The following is a 17,180-nucleotide window of genomic DNA, read 5'->3' as shown; positions in this document are numbered from 1 at the left end:
GGCGGCGGCGGCGGCTCCGCCGCCTTGACGGGTGTGCAGGCGTGCGCCGCCTCAGCTCCGGCCTTCAGCGTTTCATTTCCGCTGTGTTGCTCTTCCCGGAGATGCTGCGGGCGGAGAGCCGCAGGATGGCAGTGCGTTCAAGCATGGCCTCGGGATAATCGTAGGTTCCGGCGCCGCCGCAGTGATGCATGATGCAGTCGAGGGCTGCGCGCTTCTCTTCGGGCGCAGTTACGAATTCAACCTCGCCCGACGCAATGACACTTTCGTAGAAACAGGTCGAACGGCAGGCCGGTTCGGCCAGGACAATGCGGTTGTCGCCCACGGCGGACAGCACGGCCCGCGGATCGTTTTGCAGGCATTCCATCTTATGCCCTTCGCCGGCGGAGTGGATGTAGAAGACAAAAATCCCGCCCTCGACCCGGTATCCGAACGAGACCGGGACGGCGGCGGGAGCTCCGCTGTCGAGGAACGAGAGAGTTGCATATGCCGCCCGGTCGAGAATTCCGGCCAGGGCGGCCACGCCGGCAACCTCCCGCTCCGCGCGCCGCATCAGAACGAGTTCCCCATATCGACGATGGCTTCCTTGACCTCTTTCTTCTGAAATTTCGAATTTTTGATCAGATCGTCGAGCATCGCGTCGAATTTCACGGTATCCATCGGGATCGAAACCTCCTCGCCCTTCAGGCCGGAGTAGAGCATCGCATTGCCGAATTCGACCGAGCGGATGCCCTCTTCACCCTCAGCCACCAGTTTCGCCTTCGGATCGAGAACCGCCTTGACGAACGCTTCAATCACATCCTGATGCTCATGGCCGGTGTCCTTGCGGGTCGGAACGACGATGTTCCAGGTGTCCATGCTCGGGAACGATTCCGGAGTGCTCCGGCAGAACTCGTTCACGTCGACTTCGGTGCGCTTGAACTTGATCACGCCGTCCTCGAAGACCATGCGGCCGCGGGTGCCGGAGATTTCGAGCCGGTTGGTGCCGGGGAATTCTCCGGTCGAGGTGATGAAGTTGCCGGTCGAACCGTCGGCGAATTCGCAATAGGTGTTCACATCGTCCTCAACCTCGATATCGTGGTATTTACCGATCGAAACCGTGCTGCGGACCTTGACCGGCAGCCCGAAGAACCACTGGAAGAGGTCGAGGTGGTGCGGACACTGGTTCAGCAGCACGCCGCCGCCCTCTCCGGCCCAGGTCGCGCGCCAAGAACCGCTGTCGTAATAGCTCTGGGAACGGAACCAGTCGGTGACGGTCCAGTTGACCCGGACGATTTTGCCGAATTCGCCGTTTTCGATCATCTGCTTGATCTTCCTGTGCGCCTGGCGGGTGCGCTGGTTGAACATGAGGGCGAAACGGAGTTCGGGGTGCTTCGCGTGCGCGTCAATCATCTTCTGCGCCCGGCTCTTGGTCACCGCGACCGGCTTCTCGCAGAGCACGTGGATTCCCTTTTCGAACGCCTGGATCGCAATCGGCGTGTGGTCGTAGTGCGGCACCGAAATGATGACCGCGTCGACCGTGCCGGAGTCCAGAAGGTCGTCGACCGAGTAGAACACCCTGCAGCCCGCCGGAGCCAGCTTCACCTTCTCATCCGCGCGCGCCCTGTCCCGGTCGCAGATCGCTGCAAGCTCCGCCTGCGGAATGTTCTGAACGCTCGTGATGTGCGACGTGCCCATATTGCCCACGCCGATGATGCCGATTCTGACCTTATCCATATCGAAAACCCTCCTGTATGCAACTTTGTTAAATCAGTTAACAATATATAAAATACCACTCTGTCAACATGATTGCAAGGGATTTGATTCGATTTTTTCGGGTTGCCGTGCTATATTAATTGGAATGCCAATCAAGTAAAGGACAAATCCAGTGCTGAATCCGATCATTGAAAACGCCTACAAGGTGCTCGACGGCGGAGTCCTGACCCGCGAAGAAGCGCTTGAAATCGCGGAAAAAATCGACGGGGAGGATATCCTCGACCTCGTATCGCTCGCCAACAAGGTGCGGAAAAAATTCGCGCGCGAAATCGCGCCGTGCTCGATTCTGAACGCAAAATCCGGCGTCTGCGCCCAGAACTGCCGGTTCTGCGCCCAGAGCCGGCATCACAATACCGGGATCGAAACCTATGATCTCCTCCCGGCGGAGGAGGTGCTCGAAGCCGCGCGGAAGGCGTATGATGCCGGAGTCCGCGCTTTCGGTTACGTCACCAGCGGCTACGGCTACAAAACGGTCACGCCCGAGTTCCGGCAGATCCTCGACACGCTCGATCTGCTGCACAAAGAGCTGCCGGAACTCAAAATCTGCGTGTCGATCGGCATCCTTTCGCGTGAAACCGCGAAGCTGCTGGCCGAACACCACGCCTGGCGCTACAATATGAACCTGCAGACCAGCCCGAAGCGTTACGCCGAGCTGATTGCGGACACCCACACCATCGAAGACAAGATTGCAACGATCAAATATCTGCAGGAGTTCGGCGTCACCAACTGCACCGGCGGCATTTTCGGCCTCGGTGAGAACTGGGAGGACCGCGTCGACATGGCGTTTGTGATCCGCGACCTCAATGTGGAGGGGACTCCGCTCAACGTTCTGCTGCCGATCAAGGGGACGCCGCTCGAAGGGCGTGAAATCATGGCGCCGGCCGATGTTGCGAAGGCATTCGCGATTTTCCGGCTCGTGAATCCGGCCGGGATGATCAAGTTCGCGGCGGGCCGCGAAACGGTCATGAAGGATTTCCAGGGGCTCCTGATGCTCTCCGGGCTCAACAGCATGATCACCGGCGGATATCTGACCACCCGCGGCCGCAGCGTCGAAGACGACGTGAAATTCATCGAACAGCTGAACAGGTTTTAGAAATGGGATTCCGGGAAGAACTCGCCGCCGATGCGGCGGCGCTTGAGGAAAACGGCCGGTTGCGGATTCTGCGCGAAATCGCGCCGGAAGGGCACGGGCTCTGCCGCTATGACGGCCGGGAATTCCTGAATTTCTCAAGCAACGATTATATGGGCATCGCGGCCGATGCGGAGCTGCGGCGCGAATTCTACGCGCAGTATCCCGATGCCGCCACGCCGGAACTCGCTCTGTCGAGCGCGTCGAGCCGGCTGCTGACCGGCAACACGCCGGCTTATGTCCGGCTCGAGGAGAAGCTCAGCGCCCTTTACAACCGCCGGGCGGCACTTGTTTTCAACAGCGGCTACCACGCGAATATCGGCATCCTGCCCGCTCTGTCGTCCGACAGGGACCTGATTCTTTCGGACAAGCTGAACCACGCGAGCATCATCGACGGGATGCGTCTTGCGGATGCGGAGTTCCGCCGCTACCGCCACCTCGACTGCGAACAGCTTGAGAAGATCCTGGCCGACAGGCGCGCCGCATACCGCCGGGTGTTCCTCGTGACCGAATCGGTCTTCAGCATGGACGGCGATGCGGCGGACCTGAAAAAGCTCGTCGGGCTCAAGAAGAAATACGACTGCATCCTCGTCGTGGACGAGGCCCATTCGGTCGGCGTCCGCGGTCCGAACGGGACCGGCCTCTCCGCCGAGCTCGGCGTTGCGGATGACATCGATATCCTGATCGGGACCTTCGGCAAAGCCTTCGGTTCGACCGGAGCCTACGCGATCATGGAGCCCGAGGTGCGCACGTATCTCGTCAATCACATGCGCCCGCTGATCTTCACGACCGGGCTGCCCCCGGCAGTGCTGAACTGGAGCTGCTTCGTGCTCGACCGCTGTGCGAAAATGGATGCCGAGCGCGCGAAACTGCGCCGGATGGGGTGCGAACTGCGCCGGCTCTTCGGAGAGAAGACCGTTCCGGGCGATTCGCAGATCGTGCCGTTCCTGATCGGGAACGACCGCGAGTCGGTCGAAAGGGCGGAGCTTTTCCAGCGGCACGGCGTTCTTGTCTTTGCGATCCGTCCGCCGACCGTGCCGCCGAACGGGGCGCGGCTGCGCTTCTCGCTCTCCGCGGCGCTGCCGGAGGAGTCCGTCGCCGAACTGCGGAGGCTGGTGTGACCGTCCGTCTGCTCCATCGCGCCGAAAACGGGAAACTCCTGCTGTTCTTCAACGGCTGGAGCATGGACGACACGCTTTTCGAGGGCTGGGAAAATCCCGGTTTCAACGTCATGACCGTGCATGACTACACTGCGCCGGAAGCGCTGCCGGACCTTTCGCCTTATACGGAACTCCATCTCGCCGCCTGGTCGCTCGGCGTGCGGATCGCGGCGGAGCTGCTCGCCGGCGCGCCGTACCGCTTTGAAAGCGCGGCCGCGTTCAACGGAACGCTGCGCCCGGTCGATCCGGAATACGGCATCGAACCGGCCGTGTTTTCGGGAACCGTTGCGAACTGGGGCGACGAACGCGCCCGCGCCCGCTTCTACCGCCGGCTCGCCGGAACCGCGGAATTCCGGTTGCCGCAGCGCAGTCCGGAGTCGCAGCAGGCGGAGCTTGCCGCGCTCGAAAAGCATATTCTCTCCGCGCCGGTTCCGGCCAATGTGTTCAAAACCGCGCGGATCGGCGGCCGCGACCGGATCATTCCGGCGGCGGCGCAGCGGAGTTTCTGGAGCGGAGAGGCCGTTTCGATCATCGAAGAGCCGGAGGCGCCGCATTTCCCGTTCCGCAACATTCATTCGTTCGAGGAGCTCATCGATGCCGGGCGAAATCGATAAAAACGCTGTGCGGAAACGGTTCGGCCGCAGCCTGGCAACCTATAACGGCGCGGCCGCGGTTCAGCGTGAAATGGCCGGGACGCTGCTCGATCTCTTTACCTCGGCGACGCTTGAACGGCAGTTCGCGGAAATCACCGAACTCGGCTGCGGCGCAGGAATCCTGACCGACCTCATCCCGGAGCGGTTCGATTACGCCCGGCTGACCCTGATCGACCTCGTGCCGGAGTGCGCGCAATTTCACGAACACCGGTCGAACGCGCATTTTCTGGCGGGTGATATCGAGGAAATCGACCTGCCGGAATCCGGCCTTTTTCTTTCGAACGCGGTTTTTCAGTGGGCGGCCGATCCGGGCCGGCTCTTCGGGCGGATCGCGGAGAAGCTGAACCGCGGCGGATACCTCGCCTTCACGACCTTCGGGCCGGAGACGCTGCGCGAGGTTTCCGCCCTGACCGGCGGCGGGCTCGCCTACCGGACCGCGAAGGAGCTGAACGTCCTGCTCGAAGCGAACGGCTTCGAGGTTCTCGCGGCGCGCGAAGAGCTGCTGACCCCGGAGTTCGATTCCCCGCTCGACGTATTGAAGAGCCTGAAGGCGACCGGGGTCACCGCCGTCTCCCCGGCCGAACCGTGGAGCCGCCGGCGGCTGGCGGCATTCAGCGAAGCATATACCGGGAACTTCCGGCTTCCGAACGGAAAAGTACCGCTGACCTATCATCCGATCGCCCTTGTGGCGGGAAAGAAGCAGTGACATGAGCGTCTATTTCATCTCCGGAATCGATACCGACATCGGCAAAAGCGTCGCGGTCGGCATGATGGCGCGCGACCTCCACCGGCGCGGCGTGCGGGTCATCACCATGAAGCTTGTCCAGACCGGCAACGACGGATTCTCCGAGGATCTCGACAAGCATCGGGCCATGATGGGAGTGCCTCCGTTTCCGGAGGACAAAGCCGGGCTGACTGCGCCGCAGATCTTCCGCTTTCCGGCTTCGCCGCATCTGGCGGCGCTGCTCGAAAAGCGCGAACTCGACCTTGACGCGATCCGCCGTGCGGTGACGGAGGTGTCGAAGCGTTACGACGTGGTCCTGCTTGAAGGGGCGGGCGGCCTCGCTGTTCCGCTGACCGAGGAGCTGCTGACCGTCGATTTCGCGGCGGAACTCGGCTGTCCGCTGATCCTCGTGACTTCCGGACGGCTCGGCAGTTTGAACCATACGATCCTGTCGATCGAAGCGGCCGCGAGCCGCGGGATGGTCGTCGCGGGAACCGTTTACAACCGTTATCCGGCCGCTGACCCGACCATCGATGCGGATTCGCCGCGCATGATCCGCAAATACCTGAAGCGGCACCGTATGCCGGAAGTCCTGGTCGAGCTGCCGAAGGTCGGAGAGCCGCTGCCGGACGTCGACTTCTCGGCGATCTTCGGGGAGACTGCGCAATGAACCGGGAAGAACTGCTCGCCTTCGACCGCAAGCACCTCTGGCACCCGTATGCGTCGATCTCCGCGCCGCCGCCCGTGAATCTCGCCGTCGCGGCAAAGGGGACGCACATCCGTCTCGACGACGGGCTCGAGCTCATCGACGGAATTTCAAGCTGGTGGTGCATGGCGCACGGGCACAACCACCCCGATATCGTCGCGGCGATCCGCGAACAGGCCGGAAAGTTCGCGCAGGTCATGTTTGCCGGGTTCACGCACGAGCCCGCAATCGAGCTTGCGGCGGAGCTGGTGAAACATACGCCGGCCGGAGTGGATAAGGTGTTCTACGCGGATTCCGGCTCCGTTGCGGTCGAGTGTGCGGCGAAGATGGCAGTTCAGTACCAGTTCGCCGCCGGGAAGCCGGGGCGCTGCCGGCTCGCCGCGCTGCGCGGCGGCTATCACGGCGATACGGCAGGCGCGATGGCGCTCTGCGACCCGGACGGCATGCATCAGGTCTTTCACGGCTATCTTCAGCGGAATGTGTTTCTGCCGCAGCCGCGTCTCGGTTTCGACGATGCGTGGGACGAATCGGAATTTGCGCCGATGGCGGAGCTGCTCGACCGTCATGCGGACGAGATCGCGGGGGTTTTCATCGAACCGGTTTTTCAGGGCGGAAACGCGATGCGTTTTTATCATCCGATGTACATGAAGCGGTTGCGCGAAGCGTGCAGCGAACGCGGCATCCTGCTGATTCTCGATGAAATCGCGACCGGTTTCGGCCGGATCGGGCGTTATTTCGCGGGCGAATATGCCGGAATCGTGCCGGACATCATGTGTGTCGGCAAGGGGCTGACCGGCGGAGCGATCACGCTTGCCGCGGCGGTCGCGTCGACGCATGTGGCGGAAGCCATCTCCGCAACGTCGCCCGGGAAATTCATGCATGGGCCGACGTTCATGGCGAACCCGATCGCCTGCGCGGCGGGAGTCGCCTCGCTGCGTCTTTTTGAGAAATACGACTGGCGCGCGAAGGTGGCCGCGATCGAAACACAGCTGAAACGCGAACTCGAACCGTACCGCGAACACCCGAATGTGACGGATGTGCGCGTCCTGGGAGCGATCGGGGTGCTGGAGCTCCGGACGCCGCCGTCGCCGGTGCGGGTGCAGCAGCTTGTGCGGGAGACGGGCGTCTGGCTGCGGCCGTTCGGGCCGTGGGTCTATGCAATGCCGCCGTTCGTCACGCCGCCGGAGGAGGTCGCCGCCGTAACCGGGGCCATGGGGCGCATGTTGGAGTAGAGTTCCGGAGGTGCGGCCCGCCCGTCTCCGGAACTTCCGCCATGCACTGTTACGGGTTGAAGCGCGCGGTGATTTCGGCGATGCGGCAGCCGTAATTCCAGGCGGTTTTCAGGTCGCCTGCCGGCGGCGCGTCGGGCGTTCTGACGCCGAAGCTGCTGGCCATGGGGCCGATGGAGGCGCTGTTGCGGTTCAGGCTGTCCGGACCGGGACCGTCCACCGTCGATTCGGCGCCCGGCTCATTGCTGCCGACGATGTCGCCGACGCCGACCCAGATCATGCCGAGCTGCATGGCGGCGATCATCATCCCCTGCAGGGTGTTGAGCTTGTCGCCCGAGAAGTTGCTGGAGTTCGTGAATCCGCCGGCGATTTTATTTTTCCACTTGCCGGACCCCCACTTCGTCACGGTCGCCTCGAGAAAGCTTTTCATCCCGGCGGCCATGTTGCCCATGTAGGTGGCGCTGCCGAAGACGATGGCGTCATATGCGTCGAGCTCGTCGATGCGTCTGACGGCTTCGGCGGCGTCGAGCAGGAGGACGTCGCTCCCCTTGAACGACGCGGCCCCGTCACGGACGGCCTCCGCCTGCAGTCTGGTGTGTCCGTACTTCGAAAAGTACACGATCGCGATTTTGATGTTTGACATACGCAACCTCCTTCTTCCTTAAGAGTTGATGGTTCACTATACCACCGGATGCGGGATTATGCAAATCCCGGAAGGAAGATGATCGATGGTTACTTCAGCAGATTCCGGGCGCGGAAGCTCATGCAGGCGCCCGGAGTCACGATCAGGTGATCGACAAGGCGGACATGGACCGTCTTGAGCGCCTCCAGAACCCGGTTGGTGGTCAGCAGGTCGTTGTCGGACGGCATGCATAGTCCGCTCGGGTGATTGTGGATGAGAATGACTGCGGTTGCGCCGACGCGCAGGCAGAATTCCGCAATTTCGCGCGGATAAACCGCAGCCCGGTCGACGGTTCCGGAGAACTGCTGATGTTCGATGAGCTGGTTCCGGCTGTTCAGGTACATCACCATGAAGGTCTCTTTTCGGCCGCCGCCGATTTTCATGCGGGCGAAGTTTTCCGCCTTCTCGATCGAATCGATCAGGTCGACGTTGCGCGCCTTCTGCTCGAGATACTTCGCACAGAGCTGGCGGAGCAGCAGGATCAGTGTCGCGCCCGAAGCGCCGACGCCGTGGCGGTCGAGCAGGTCGGCCGGAGTGGCGTCGAGCAGCTTCTCGATGGAGCCGTAAGCTTCGAGCAGTTCCTTGGCGAGCGGCTTCATGTCGCGGCGCGGAACCGCATAGGTCAGCAGAAGTTCGATCGCCTCGTAATCCAGGAGGCCGTCAAGGCCGGCGCGCAGAAAACGTTCGCGCAGCCGCTGACGGTGTCCGTCGGCATGATTTTTCTGCGGACCGGCCATTCAGTCGCGTACCCATTCGCTGAAGAGTTCGAAGTGTTCGGTTCTCGGGAACATATTGACCAGTTCGAGGCGGCGGAGGCGGAAGCCGCCCTTGCCGAGCCGGATCGCGTCCCGCGTCCAGGTCGCCGGGTTGCAGGAGACATAGACCAGCTGCCCGAGCGTGCTGCGGGTCAGCGCCTGCATCGCGGCGAAGGCGAGCCCGTTGCGGGGAGGGTCGACGATGAGCAGCGTGTGCGCGGCATCCTCCCGCCCGAGCTCCTTCAGTGCGTCTCCGGCGTCTCCGGCCGCGACCCTGGCATTGGCGGTGCGGCGGGCGAGGTTGAACCTGGCCGCTTCGGCGGCGGCGGCGTCGGATTCGACGGCGAGGATATCGCTTACGCCGCATGCGGCCGCCGCGCAGCCGAAGAGCCCGGCTCCGGCGTAGAGGTCGATCACCCGGGACGGCTCCAGACGTTTCACCGTCTCCATGAAGCGCTTCACCAGATGCGCGCCCCCGGCCGGGTTGACCTGAAAAAAGCTGCCGCACGGCACCGACAGCGTTCCGGCCGGAGTCTCTTCGCGCAGCCATGTCAGGTTCTTCGCCGGAGCGTTGCGCCAGAATTTGACGCCGTCGTGCTCCGTATGGCGGAAGGTCACGTCCATCCCCTCGTGCAGCGAGTGGAGGAACCCCTTGTCGCCGCGCAGTCCGGCAAGCTCCGCGTTGATGGCCGGATTCGCCAGCGGGCAGTTCGCGATATCGGTGACGGTCGTGTTGTCGGCCATGACATAGCCGAAAAAGGTTTCTCCCTTGACTTTGTGGGTGTGCAGAACGATCTTGTTGCGGTAGCCGAGCTCCGGCTTCGGCGCGAACGGCTCCGCGACCGCTTCGGGAGCGCATTCGAAGCCCGCCGCTTTCATATGGTCGAGCAGCTGCCGCTGCTTGAGGGCGGTTTCATACGCATAGTCGGCGTGCAGATACCGGCAGCCGGGACAGCGGCCGAAGTACGGACAGCCGGGTTCGACCCGGTGCGGGCTCGTCGCGCCGAAGCGGACGATTTCCGCCCGCGAAAAATTTTTCTTCTCGGCGGTGATCCGCCCGATCAGCTTCTCTCCCGGCAGCGTGCCGGGAAGAAAGACGACTTCTCCGTCGACGCGGGCGATGCCGTCGCCGCCGAGGGCGCATGTTTCGATCTCACACTGGAATTCAGTTCCGGTCCGCATAGTTGTCTCATTTCCGTTTTTTGCGGTATAATATACTCGCGGCCAAAGTAAATTGCGAAAAAAAAGTAAAAAAAAGGTGAAAGATTGCAGATGGAGGGTTATATTAGAAGAAGTCTTTTGCGGCTGTTCCGGCCGGGGGACTCATGCCCCATTCGGTGAGAGAGTATAAGGAGAGAACAATATGGCGGTTCCGTTGCTTGACCTGAAGGCGCAGTACGCGTCGATCAAGGAGGAAATTCTCAAGGAGATTTCGGAGATTTCCGATTCTCAGTATTTCATTCTCGGCCCGAAGGTCGAGAAGCTCGAAAAAGAGGTCGCTGCGTATTGCGCCAGCAATTTCGCGGTCGGCGTCACCAGCGGTTCCGATGCGCTCATCATCGCGCTGATGGTCGAAGGCATCGGCCCCGGCGATGAGGTCATCATTCCGCCTTTCACCTTTTTTGCGACGGCCGGCGCGGTCGTCCGCGTCGGGGCGACTCCGGTATTTGCGGATATCGACCCGGTGACCTACAACATCGATCCGGTGAAGGTCGCGGAAAAGGTCACGCCGCGCACGAAGGCGATCATCCCGGTGCACCTCTTCGGCCAGCCGGCCGATATGGACCCGATCATGGAGATTGCGAAAAAGCACAATCTGGTCGTGATCGAAGACGCCTGTCAGGCGATCGGTTCCGAGTACAAGGGGCGCCGGGTCGGTTCGATCGGCGATTACGGCTGCTTCTCGTTTTTTCCGAGCAAGAACCTCGGCTGTTTCGGCGACGGCGGCATGGTCACCTGCAACGACCCCGAAAAGGCGAAGCTGCTGAAGATTTTCCGCAACCACGGCCAGAGCGGCACCTACATGCACGAGTATGTCGGCGGGAATTTCCGTCTCGACGCGCTGCAGGCCGGCATTTTGTCGGTCAAGCTGCCGTATCTCGACGGCTGGAGCGAAGCGCGCCAGCACAATGCGGCCGAATACGACGAACTGTTCGCCGCGGCCGGGCTCGACGGAAAGGTCTCGCTGCCGAAGAAGGCGGCTTATCCGGTCCGCCACATCTACAACCAGTACTGCATCGAAGTCGCCGGCGGCAGGCGCGACGCGCTGGTCGCCCATCTGCGTGAAATCGGCATCGGCTGCGCGATCTACTATCCGCTGTCGCTGCATCTGCAGAAATGCTTTGCGGATCTCGGCGGCAAGCCGGGCGACTATCCGGTCAGCGAAGCGGCGAGCGGCAGAATCATGGCGCTGCCGATCTACCCGGAGTCGACGGCGGAACAGCGCAGGAGCGTCGTCGACGCGATTGCGGCTTTCCTGAAATAAGGGCGCGGCATGGGACGCAAAAGCGGCAACGAGGGCGAATTCAAGGCGCAGAGCTATTTCCGGCTGCTGCGCTATGCCCGGCCTTACTGGTTCCGGCTCACGGTCGGAATCGTATCGGGCATTCTCGTCGGCGGCTCGCTGCTTGTGAGTCTGCTGATGATCCCGCGTCTGGTCGGCGCGGTCGAGCCGGGCGCCGGGGGAGACACTGCGGCTTTCGAAGCCGAAGCCCGGAACGTCGTCCAGGTTCTGGAGAAGCCGGAGCTGACTCGCGCGGAGAAGGAGAAAGCCGTGCAGGAGCTCCTGCACCCGGTCGACAACGACCCGCAGCTGACTAAAATCCTGAACGAAGCGCGCCGGGCGGCGGAGAAATACGGATTGCCGTTTTCGGTGGAGGGCCGTGAAATCGTCGTCAGCTGGCCGGTTTCGTTCCGGTTCGAGGCGATCGGGCCCGGCGGTCGCCTCGCGTGGCAGATTTTTGCCGTCTACGTGCTCGTTTTCGTGCTTGCCTGGACCGTGAAGAACCTCGCGACCTTCATCAGCAACTATTATACGCGCTGGGTCGGCGCGAAAGTCGTTTCGGACCTGCGCGACAAGGTGTTCGACAAGCTCGTGAACCAGTCGCTGCAGTATTACGGCAAGATCGACATCGGCCATCTGATCAGCCGCTCGACGAATGACACGTCCGCAATCGAAAACGCCGTGTCGAACTCCGTTGCGGACCTCACGAGCGCGCCGATCCAGATTTTCGCCTGCCTGGTCGCCATCCTCATGGCGTGCCGGGAGTACGACAGCTATTCGCTGGTCGTGATTCTGCTCGTCGGCGTGCCCGCGATTTTCCTGCCGATCCACTTCCTCGGCCGCAAGATCCGGCGGGTTTACAAGAAAAGTTTCGCCCGCATCGCGGAGGTGTTTTCGCGCATGCACGAGGTTTTCACCGGAATCCGGGTGGTCAAGGCGTACAACACCGAAAAGGCGGAAAGTGCGCGGTTTCACAACGAAAACCGCCGTTACTTCAAGCAGGTGGTCCGGGCGCTGCGGCTGCAGCTGCTGCTCTCGCCCGCAATGGAGGTTGTGGCGGTGATTTCGACGCTGGTCTTCTTCGTCTATTCGTACAGCCAGGGCATCTCGCTCACCGAGATCGCGGCGCTGCTGGCGCCGGCTTTCATGGCGTACCGGCCGATCAAGGATCTGTCGAAGGTCGTGACCTCGATCCAGCGGTCGATGGCCGCCGCGGACCGTTATTTCGAGCTGATCGATACCGACACGTCGCTGCCGGAGAAGCCCGACGCCGTCAGGCTTGATGAGTTCAAGGATAAAATCGAGCTCGTCGACACCGAATTCTCCTACGATGAACGCAAGATCATCGACGGCGTGAGCTTCGAGATTCCGAAGGGCGAAATGGTCGCCGTGGTCGGTGAGACCGGTTCCGGCAAAACGACGATTGCCAATCTCATCGCGCGCTTCTACGACGTGACCGGCGGTGCGGTGAAGATCGACGGCGTCGATGTGCGCGACTATGAAATCGCGTCGCTGCGCCGGATCATCGGCGTTGTGAATCAGGATGCGATCCTCTTTAACGACACGATCGCGAACAATATCGCCTACGGCTGCCCGGATGCGACGCGCGAGGAGATCATCGAGGCGTCAAAGCTTGCGAATGCGCATCACTTCATTGTGGACGGGCGCCATTCCGACGGTTACGACACCGAGGTCGGCGACAAGGGATTCCGGCTCTCCGGCGGCGAGAAGCAGCGTGTGGCGATCGCGCGGGCGATCCTCAAGAATCCGCCGATCCTGATTCTCGACGAAGCGACGAGCGCGCTCGATACGGTGACTGAAAAGCTCGTGCAGGAGGCGCTGAATCGGGTGATGGCGAACCGTACGGTTTTCGCCATTGCGCACCGTCTTTCGACGATCCGCAACGCGAACCGCATCATCGTGCTCGAGAACGGCCGAATCGCCGAGGCGGGGACGCATGACGAGCTGATGGCGAAACACGGAATTTACTGCAAACTTTACAATACGCAGTTTCAGCTTGATGAGTGACCTGGCGCAGAAGATTCATTTCGTCGGGATCGGCGGAGCCGGAATGGCGCCGCTGGCCGAAATCATGCTGTCGCGCGGCGCGGCGGTCAGCGGTTCGGACCGGGAGTTGAACGCGAAGACCGCACTGCTTGCGGCACGCGGCGCGGCTGTCCGGGAAGGACATTCCGCCGGCTTCCTGCCGCCTGATGCGGGGCTTCTGGTCTACTCTTCGGCGGTGACCCCGGAGAATCCGGAACGGATGCGCGCGGCGGAGCTCGGCATCCCACAGATCCGCCGCGGCGAATTTCTGGCCCGGCTCGCGGCGCAATACCGGCGGCCGGTCGCCGTCTCCGGTTCCCACGGCAAGACCAGCATTTCCGCGATGCTGACCCATATCCTCGTCCATGCCGGGCGCAGGCCGGGGTTCCTGATCGGGGCGGCGGTGAAGGGCGCCCCTTCGGCTTCGGCCGGAGAGGGGGACGACCTTTTCGTGACGGAAGTGGATGAGTCGGACGGGACTCACACGCTCGTGCATCCGTATCTCGGCGTTGTGCCGAACGTCGAGGACGACCACAGTTGGAGCGTCGGCGGCGAGGCGCAGCTGTTTGCGAATTTCCGCCGCTTCGCGTCGCAGTGCAAACACCTGGTCTACTATGCCGGACTCCATACCGATGAATTGTTTGCATCGCACCCGGATGCGCTCCGTCTTGAATACCCGCTTCCCGGCAGCTTCGGCAGACGGTGGATCGGCTATCAGGCCTGGAATGCGCATCTGGCGATCCGGGCGGCGGTTTTGCTCGGCGTCGATGCGGCGGAGGCGGAGAAGGCGCTTGAGAGTTTCGGCGGCGTAGCACGCCGCATGGCGACCCGGTTCCAGTCGGAAAGGGTGACGGTTATCGAGGATTACGCACACCATCCGACCGAGCTGGCCAGTTCGATCGGGACGCTACGGGCCGGATATCCGGGGCATCATCTCCGGGTGGTTTTTCAGCCGCACCGTTATGCGCGGCTGCGGAAATATCTGCCGCAGCTCGCGGCGGAGCTGGCGAAGGCCGATTCGGCCATCGTGGTTCCGGTGTTCGCCGCCTGGTGCGAATCGGGTCCGGTCGGAGGTGCCGAGCTGGCTGCCGCCGCCGGAGCGGGAGCGCGCTATCTCGATGCGGAGTGGAAAGCGATTGCGGAAGCGGCGCTCGATTACCGGGGGACGCGGCCGCTGCTGCTTGCCGTGATCGGAGCCGGCGACATCGAACACATCTTTGAATATCTGCCCGGCGGAGAGTGACGGAACATTTTGCGGTTCCGACGCTTTTTTGTGCGGCCGCCTGTACACGCATAAAGGCGGCGGAGCCGCCGGCGGCTCCGGCACCTTGCCGGTCGGGGGTCCGGGGGCGACGCGCCCCGGCCGCCGGAGGCGAACTGCGGTCTGCCCGACCGGCTCACAAACCGAATCGAAGATTCGGACGGGGAGCCCGCACGGTCTGCTGCGCGGATGCGCAGAAAGACCGCGCCCCGGAAGGGGCGCGCCTCCCCAAAGCATGATATTGACCGGGCGCAGTTTAACGTGATGAGCTATCCCCAGCCGCAGTTGCGTGAAGTGGGCCGATCTGCCTGCACTCCCGTCAAGGCGGCGTAGCCGCCGGCGGCCCCGGCACCTTGCCGGTCGGGGGTCCGGGGGCGACGTCTTCAACTATATTATCTGGGCGAGATCGGCATTCCGGAATGTATGCCAGTCCGCAGACAACGCCGTGCGTACCGCCGACGCGCCTTCGGCGGCGTTACTTCAGCGAGATCAGCACGATGCCGCAAAGCGCGAGGCCGAGGCCGCCGAGCTGCAGAGGCTTCGGTTTCTCCTTCAGAACGAAGATGCTGTACAGCGTGAATGAGACGATGCAGCTCGACACCAGAACCGGATAACTGATCGCTCCCGCTCCCGCTTCAGCTACCAGATTCAGCCCGCGGTACATCAGCAGATACCCTGTGACCAGCCCGCTTCCGGAGAGGCATGCAATGTAACGCCACATCAGCGGATTCTTCAGCGCTGCCGTCCGGGCCGGCAGCGTCCGCCAGTCGGCGATCAGGAACGCGGTCAGCGTCCCGAGCGACGCCGCCAGGGAGCGGCTCACGCTGCCGACCGCCGCCGCTTCCGGAAAGTAGCTCGGCAGATTCGACAGATTCTGATTGATTCCGGCCAGCAGCAGCGAACCGACCGCAGCCCATTTCCAGCCGCTCCCCTGCACGCGGTTGTCGCGGGCCAGTCCGAAGAGCGCGAGCGCCGTCACGATCGCCGCCAGTCCGCCGAGGCGCGGTATGGTCAGCGCCACGCCGAAACAGAGCACGCCGACCAGGAACGGAAAGATCAGCGCGGACTGAATCGTCGCCCAGACGATCCCGTTCGGCCCGGTTTTCATCGCCCGGCTCATCAGCTGGATGACGAAGTAGTTGAAGAATCCCGAGCCGAAAATCGACGCCATCGTCCAGAATCGGATTGAAAACGCGCATTCAGGATCGGGACGGCAGTACAGCACCGCGCTGCTGATCAGCACCGACAGCACGGCCGAACACGCCTGCACCGTTCCGACCGGAAGATTCCGGCGCGCGGCGTGTCCCGCCACCGCGCCGATGATGACCCAGCAGGCGCCGGTGATGGCCAGCAGAATGATTCCGAGGATCATTTTCCGGCTGCAATCCCCGGGAGAAACCAGACGTTCGAGCTTGCGGTCGGCGTCAGGATCAGCTTGCCGTCCCGGAACTCCGGTTCAACCGGTTCGAGATCAAGTTCGCAATCGAGGCGCAGAAGCCGCATTGCGGAGAGGTCGGCGCCGGAGATGCCGAGTTCGATCGGTTCCGCATTTTTGAAGGAACTGACCAGGAGCGCCGCGTTTCCGCCCGGATCGCATCCGGCCAGCAGCCGGACGTTCTCCCGGTCCGAACCGGTCCGGCGGCGCTGCGGGAAATCGGTCAGGTCTCCGAACGCCTTCAGCGCGTAGTAGGTCTTGTACGGAACCGCGTATTTGTCGAAGACGCCCCAGCAGAGGCCGGCGGTGTAATAGCAGCCCATTGTGATCGGACCGTCCTGCCAGCCGGTCATCACCGAGGTCAGGAACGCGGCGGAGTCGATGCCGTGCAGGCCGTCCATCGCGCGATTGGCTTCGCGGCAGTAGAGCCGGTCGTTCCGGTATTGGCGCCAGTCCGCATTGAAATAATGCCATTCGTTCAGGTGCAGTTCGGTTCCCGGAAAGCCGCATTCGTCGAGCACGCGCCGCGCGATGCGGGGCTGTTCAAGCATCCAGCCGATATCGGCCGTATAGCTGTGCCAGCTGAAGAAGTCGAGCGGCGCGCCGGTTCTGCGGCACTCGGCGGCCAGGAGCCGCAGCTGGTGTTCGTTGAGCCCGCAGAAGGCGGGGCCGCCGATCATGAGCTTCGGGAAACGCCGCTTGATCCGCGCGGCGACGATGCCGTAGAACCGGATGAACTCCTCGAGGTCGGCGTTCCACATATTGTCGTGCAGATCGGGCTCGTTCCAGATCTCCCAGTAACGGATGTTCCAGTTGAAGCCGTTGTTCCACCCCTCGTTGTAGTGGCGGATGATGTGGATGCAGATGTCGGCCCACTTTTCGTAATCGTCGGGCGGATAGCTGTAATAGCGTTCGTTCGAGTGTTCGATGCTGGTGCCGAGCCGGTAGATGATGTCGGTTCCGCAGCGGCGGCAGTTCGCGATGTAGTCGTCGGTCTGCCGGAAATAGTAGCTGGAAGGATCGTCCGCGTCGGCCCCGGCGTTGCAGAAGATCTGCTGAATGTCGACGAGGCGCATGCCCGGATTGTCGAGCGGCGAATCGTGCAGCCGCGCATAGGGCAGCTTCATTGCCCGGTAGGCGTCGTT

At 62.5% G+C, this 17,180-nt stretch carries 15 protein-coding genes and 1 pseudogene; 9 read left to right on the top strand and 7 right to left on the bottom strand.

Going from position 1 to position 17,180, the window contains the following annotated elements; genetic code table 11:
• Window positions 1-64 precede the first annotated feature (64 nt).
• Window positions 65-550: a pyridoxamine 5'-phosphate oxidase family protein gene (locus FYJ85_RS05470; RefSeq protein ID WP_154417223.1), complete on the bottom strand. Its 486-nt coding sequence runs from the start codon at window positions 548-550 to the stop codon at window positions 65-67.
• Window positions 550-1,713, bottom strand: a complete 1,164-nt coding sequence (locus tag FYJ85_RS05465; RefSeq protein ID WP_106054578.1) for a Gfo/Idh/MocA family protein — start codon at window positions 1,711-1,713, stop codon at window positions 550-552. Before FYJ85_RS05465 ends, FYJ85_RS05470 begins: the two co-directional genes overlap by 1 nt.
• 151 nt (window positions 1,714-1,864) lie before the next feature.
• On the opposite strand from FYJ85_RS05465, the gene bioB reads away from it, so the two are divergent.
• The 6 genes from bioB to bioA are packed head-to-tail and all read left to right on the top strand — an operon-like array spanning window position 1,865 to window position 7,356.
• Window positions 1,865-2,845, top strand: coding sequence for a biotin synthase BioB (bioB, locus tag FYJ85_RS05460; protein ID WP_177995954.1), 981 nt, complete (start codon window positions 1,865-1,867; stop codon window positions 2,843-2,845).
• A 2-nt stretch (window positions 2,846-2,847) separates the two neighbouring features.
• Window positions 2,848-4,002, top strand: a complete 1,155-nt coding sequence (locus FYJ85_RS05455) for an aminotransferase class I/II-fold pyridoxal phosphate-dependent enzyme (protein WP_154417222.1) — start codon at window positions 2,848-2,850, stop codon at window positions 4,000-4,002.
• Entirely contained in the window at window positions 3,999-4,655 is a 657-nt protein-coding gene (locus FYJ85_RS05450) for a DUF452 family protein (protein ID WP_106054581.1), read from the top strand. Before FYJ85_RS05455 ends, FYJ85_RS05450 begins: the two co-directional genes overlap by 4 nt.
• Complete coding sequence (gene bioC, locus FYJ85_RS05445; protein WP_106054582.1) at window positions 4,636-5,400, top strand: malonyl-ACP O-methyltransferase BioC; 765 nt, start codon at window positions 4,636-4,638, stop codon at window positions 5,398-5,400. Before FYJ85_RS05450 ends, bioC begins: the two co-directional genes overlap by 20 nt.
• Window position 5,401: 1 nt before the next feature.
• Window positions 5,402-6,088, top strand: a complete 687-nt coding sequence (bioD, locus tag FYJ85_RS05440; protein ID WP_154417221.1) for a dethiobiotin synthase — start codon at window positions 5,402-5,404, stop codon at window positions 6,086-6,088.
• A complete protein-coding gene (bioA, locus tag FYJ85_RS05435; protein WP_154417220.1) occupies window positions 6,085-7,356 on the top strand; it encodes an adenosylmethionine--8-amino-7-oxononanoate transaminase in 1,272 nt (423 codons plus the stop codon). The genes bioD and bioA overlap by 4 nt, the downstream gene beginning before the upstream one ends.
• Window positions 7,357-7,405: 49 nt before the next feature.
• Here bioA and FYJ85_RS05430 read toward each other — a convergent pair whose 3' ends face one another.
• From FYJ85_RS05430 to FYJ85_RS05420, 3 genes are all read right to left on the bottom strand, one after another.
• Window positions 7,406-7,996: a flavodoxin family protein gene (locus tag FYJ85_RS05430; protein ID WP_154417219.1), complete on the bottom strand. Its 591-nt coding sequence runs from the start codon at window positions 7,994-7,996 to the stop codon at window positions 7,406-7,408.
• Between the two features lie 89 nt (window positions 7,997-8,085).
• The gene (radC, locus tag FYJ85_RS05425; RefSeq protein WP_106054586.1) at window positions 8,086-8,772 is read right to left on the bottom strand and encodes a RadC family protein; all 687 of its coding nucleotides are present in this window, start codon (window positions 8,770-8,772) and stop codon (window positions 8,086-8,088) included.
• Window positions 8,773-9,972, bottom strand: a complete 1,200-nt coding sequence (locus FYJ85_RS05420; protein WP_154417218.1) for a class I SAM-dependent RNA methyltransferase — start codon at window positions 9,970-9,972, stop codon at window positions 8,773-8,775.
• Window positions 9,973-10,153: 181 nt separating this feature from the next.
• On the opposite strand from FYJ85_RS05420, the gene FYJ85_RS05415 reads away from it, so the two are divergent.
• The 3 genes from FYJ85_RS05415 to FYJ85_RS05405 are packed head-to-tail and all read left to right on the top strand — an operon-like array spanning window position 10,154 to window position 14,582.
• On the top strand, window positions 10,154-11,275 hold the full coding sequence (locus FYJ85_RS05415) for a DegT/DnrJ/EryC1/StrS family aminotransferase (RefSeq protein ID WP_154417217.1): 1,122 nt from the start codon (window positions 10,154-10,156) through the stop codon (window positions 11,273-11,275).
• 9 nt (window positions 11,276-11,284) lie between these two features.
• Window positions 11,285-13,321 carry an ABC transporter ATP-binding protein gene (locus FYJ85_RS05410; protein ID WP_106054589.1) on the top strand — a complete coding sequence of 679 codons (2,037 nt, stop codon included), beginning with the start codon at window positions 11,285-11,287 and terminating at the stop codon, window positions 13,319-13,321.
• Entirely contained in the window at window positions 13,314-14,582 is a 1,269-nt protein-coding gene (locus FYJ85_RS05405) for a UDP-N-acetylmuramate--L-alanine ligase (RefSeq protein ID WP_154417216.1), read from the top strand. Before FYJ85_RS05410 ends, FYJ85_RS05405 begins: the two co-directional genes overlap by 8 nt.
• Before the next feature lie 493 nt (window positions 14,583-15,075).
• Here the strand turns inward: FYJ85_RS05405 and FYJ85_RS05400 are convergent, their stop codons facing one another.
• Together FYJ85_RS05400 and FYJ85_RS24370 are read right to left on the bottom strand one after the other, a co-directional pair.
• Window positions 15,076-15,972 carry an EamA family transporter gene (locus FYJ85_RS05400; protein WP_154417215.1) on the bottom strand — a complete coding sequence of 299 codons (897 nt, stop codon included), beginning with the start codon at window positions 15,970-15,972 and terminating at the stop codon, window positions 15,076-15,078.
• Between the two features lie 635 nt (window positions 15,973-16,607).
• A pseudogene (locus tag FYJ85_RS24370) lies at window positions 16,608-17,111 on the bottom strand (GH39 family glycosyl hydrolase); the annotation flags it as partial.
• Window positions 17,112-17,180: the final 69 nt, after the last annotated feature.

The organism is Victivallis lenta (assembly GCF_009695545.1).
GTDB classification, from domain to species: Bacteria; Verrucomicrobiota; Lentisphaeria; order Victivallales; family Victivallaceae; genus Victivallis; species Victivallis lenta.
Note: the sequence above shows the minus strand (reverse complement) of the source record. Positions and strands in the feature narration are given on the sequence as shown.

Coding starts and splice junctions, on each gene's coding strand:
- FYJ85_RS05470 (WP_154417223.1), bottom strand. CDS start 550: ATGCGGCGCGCGGAGCGGGAGGTTGCCGGCGTGGCCGCCCTGGCCGGA.
- FYJ85_RS05465 (WP_106054578.1), bottom strand. CDS start 1,713: ATGGATAAGGTCAGAATCGGCATCATCGGCGTGGGCAATATGGGCACG.
- FYJ85_RS05455 (WP_154417222.1), top strand. CDS start 2,848: ATGGGATTCCGGGAAGAACTCGCCGCCGATGCGGCGGCGCTTGAGGAA.
- bioC (WP_106054582.1), top strand. CDS start 4,636: ATGCCGGGCGAAATCGATAAAAACGCTGTGCGGAAACGGTTCGGCCGC.
- bioD (WP_154417221.1), top strand. CDS start 5,402: ATGAGCGTCTATTTCATCTCCGGAATCGATACCGACATCGGCAAAAGC.
- bioA (WP_154417220.1), top strand. CDS start 6,085: ATGAACCGGGAAGAACTGCTCGCCTTCGACCGCAAGCACCTCTGGCAC.
- FYJ85_RS05430 (WP_154417219.1), bottom strand. CDS start 7,996: ATGTCAAACATCAAAATCGCGATCGTGTACTTTTCGAAGTACGGACAC.
- radC (WP_106054586.1), bottom strand. CDS start 8,772: ATGGCCGGTCCGCAGAAAAATCATGCCGACGGACACCGTCAGCGGCTG.
- FYJ85_RS05420 (WP_154417218.1), bottom strand. CDS start 9,972: ATGCGGACCGGAACTGAATTCCAGTGTGAGATCGAAACATGCGCCCTC.
- FYJ85_RS05415 (WP_154417217.1), top strand. CDS start 10,154: ATGGCGGTTCCGTTGCTTGACCTGAAGGCGCAGTACGCGTCGATCAAG.
- FYJ85_RS05410 (WP_106054589.1), top strand. CDS start 11,285: ATGGGACGCAAAAGCGGCAACGAGGGCGAATTCAAGGCGCAGAGCTAT.
- FYJ85_RS05405 (WP_154417216.1), top strand. CDS start 13,314: ATGAGTGACCTGGCGCAGAAGATTCATTTCGTCGGGATCGGCGGAGCC.
- FYJ85_RS05400 (WP_154417215.1), bottom strand. CDS start 15,972: ATGATCCTCGGAATCATTCTGCTGGCCATCACCGGCGCCTGCTGGGTC.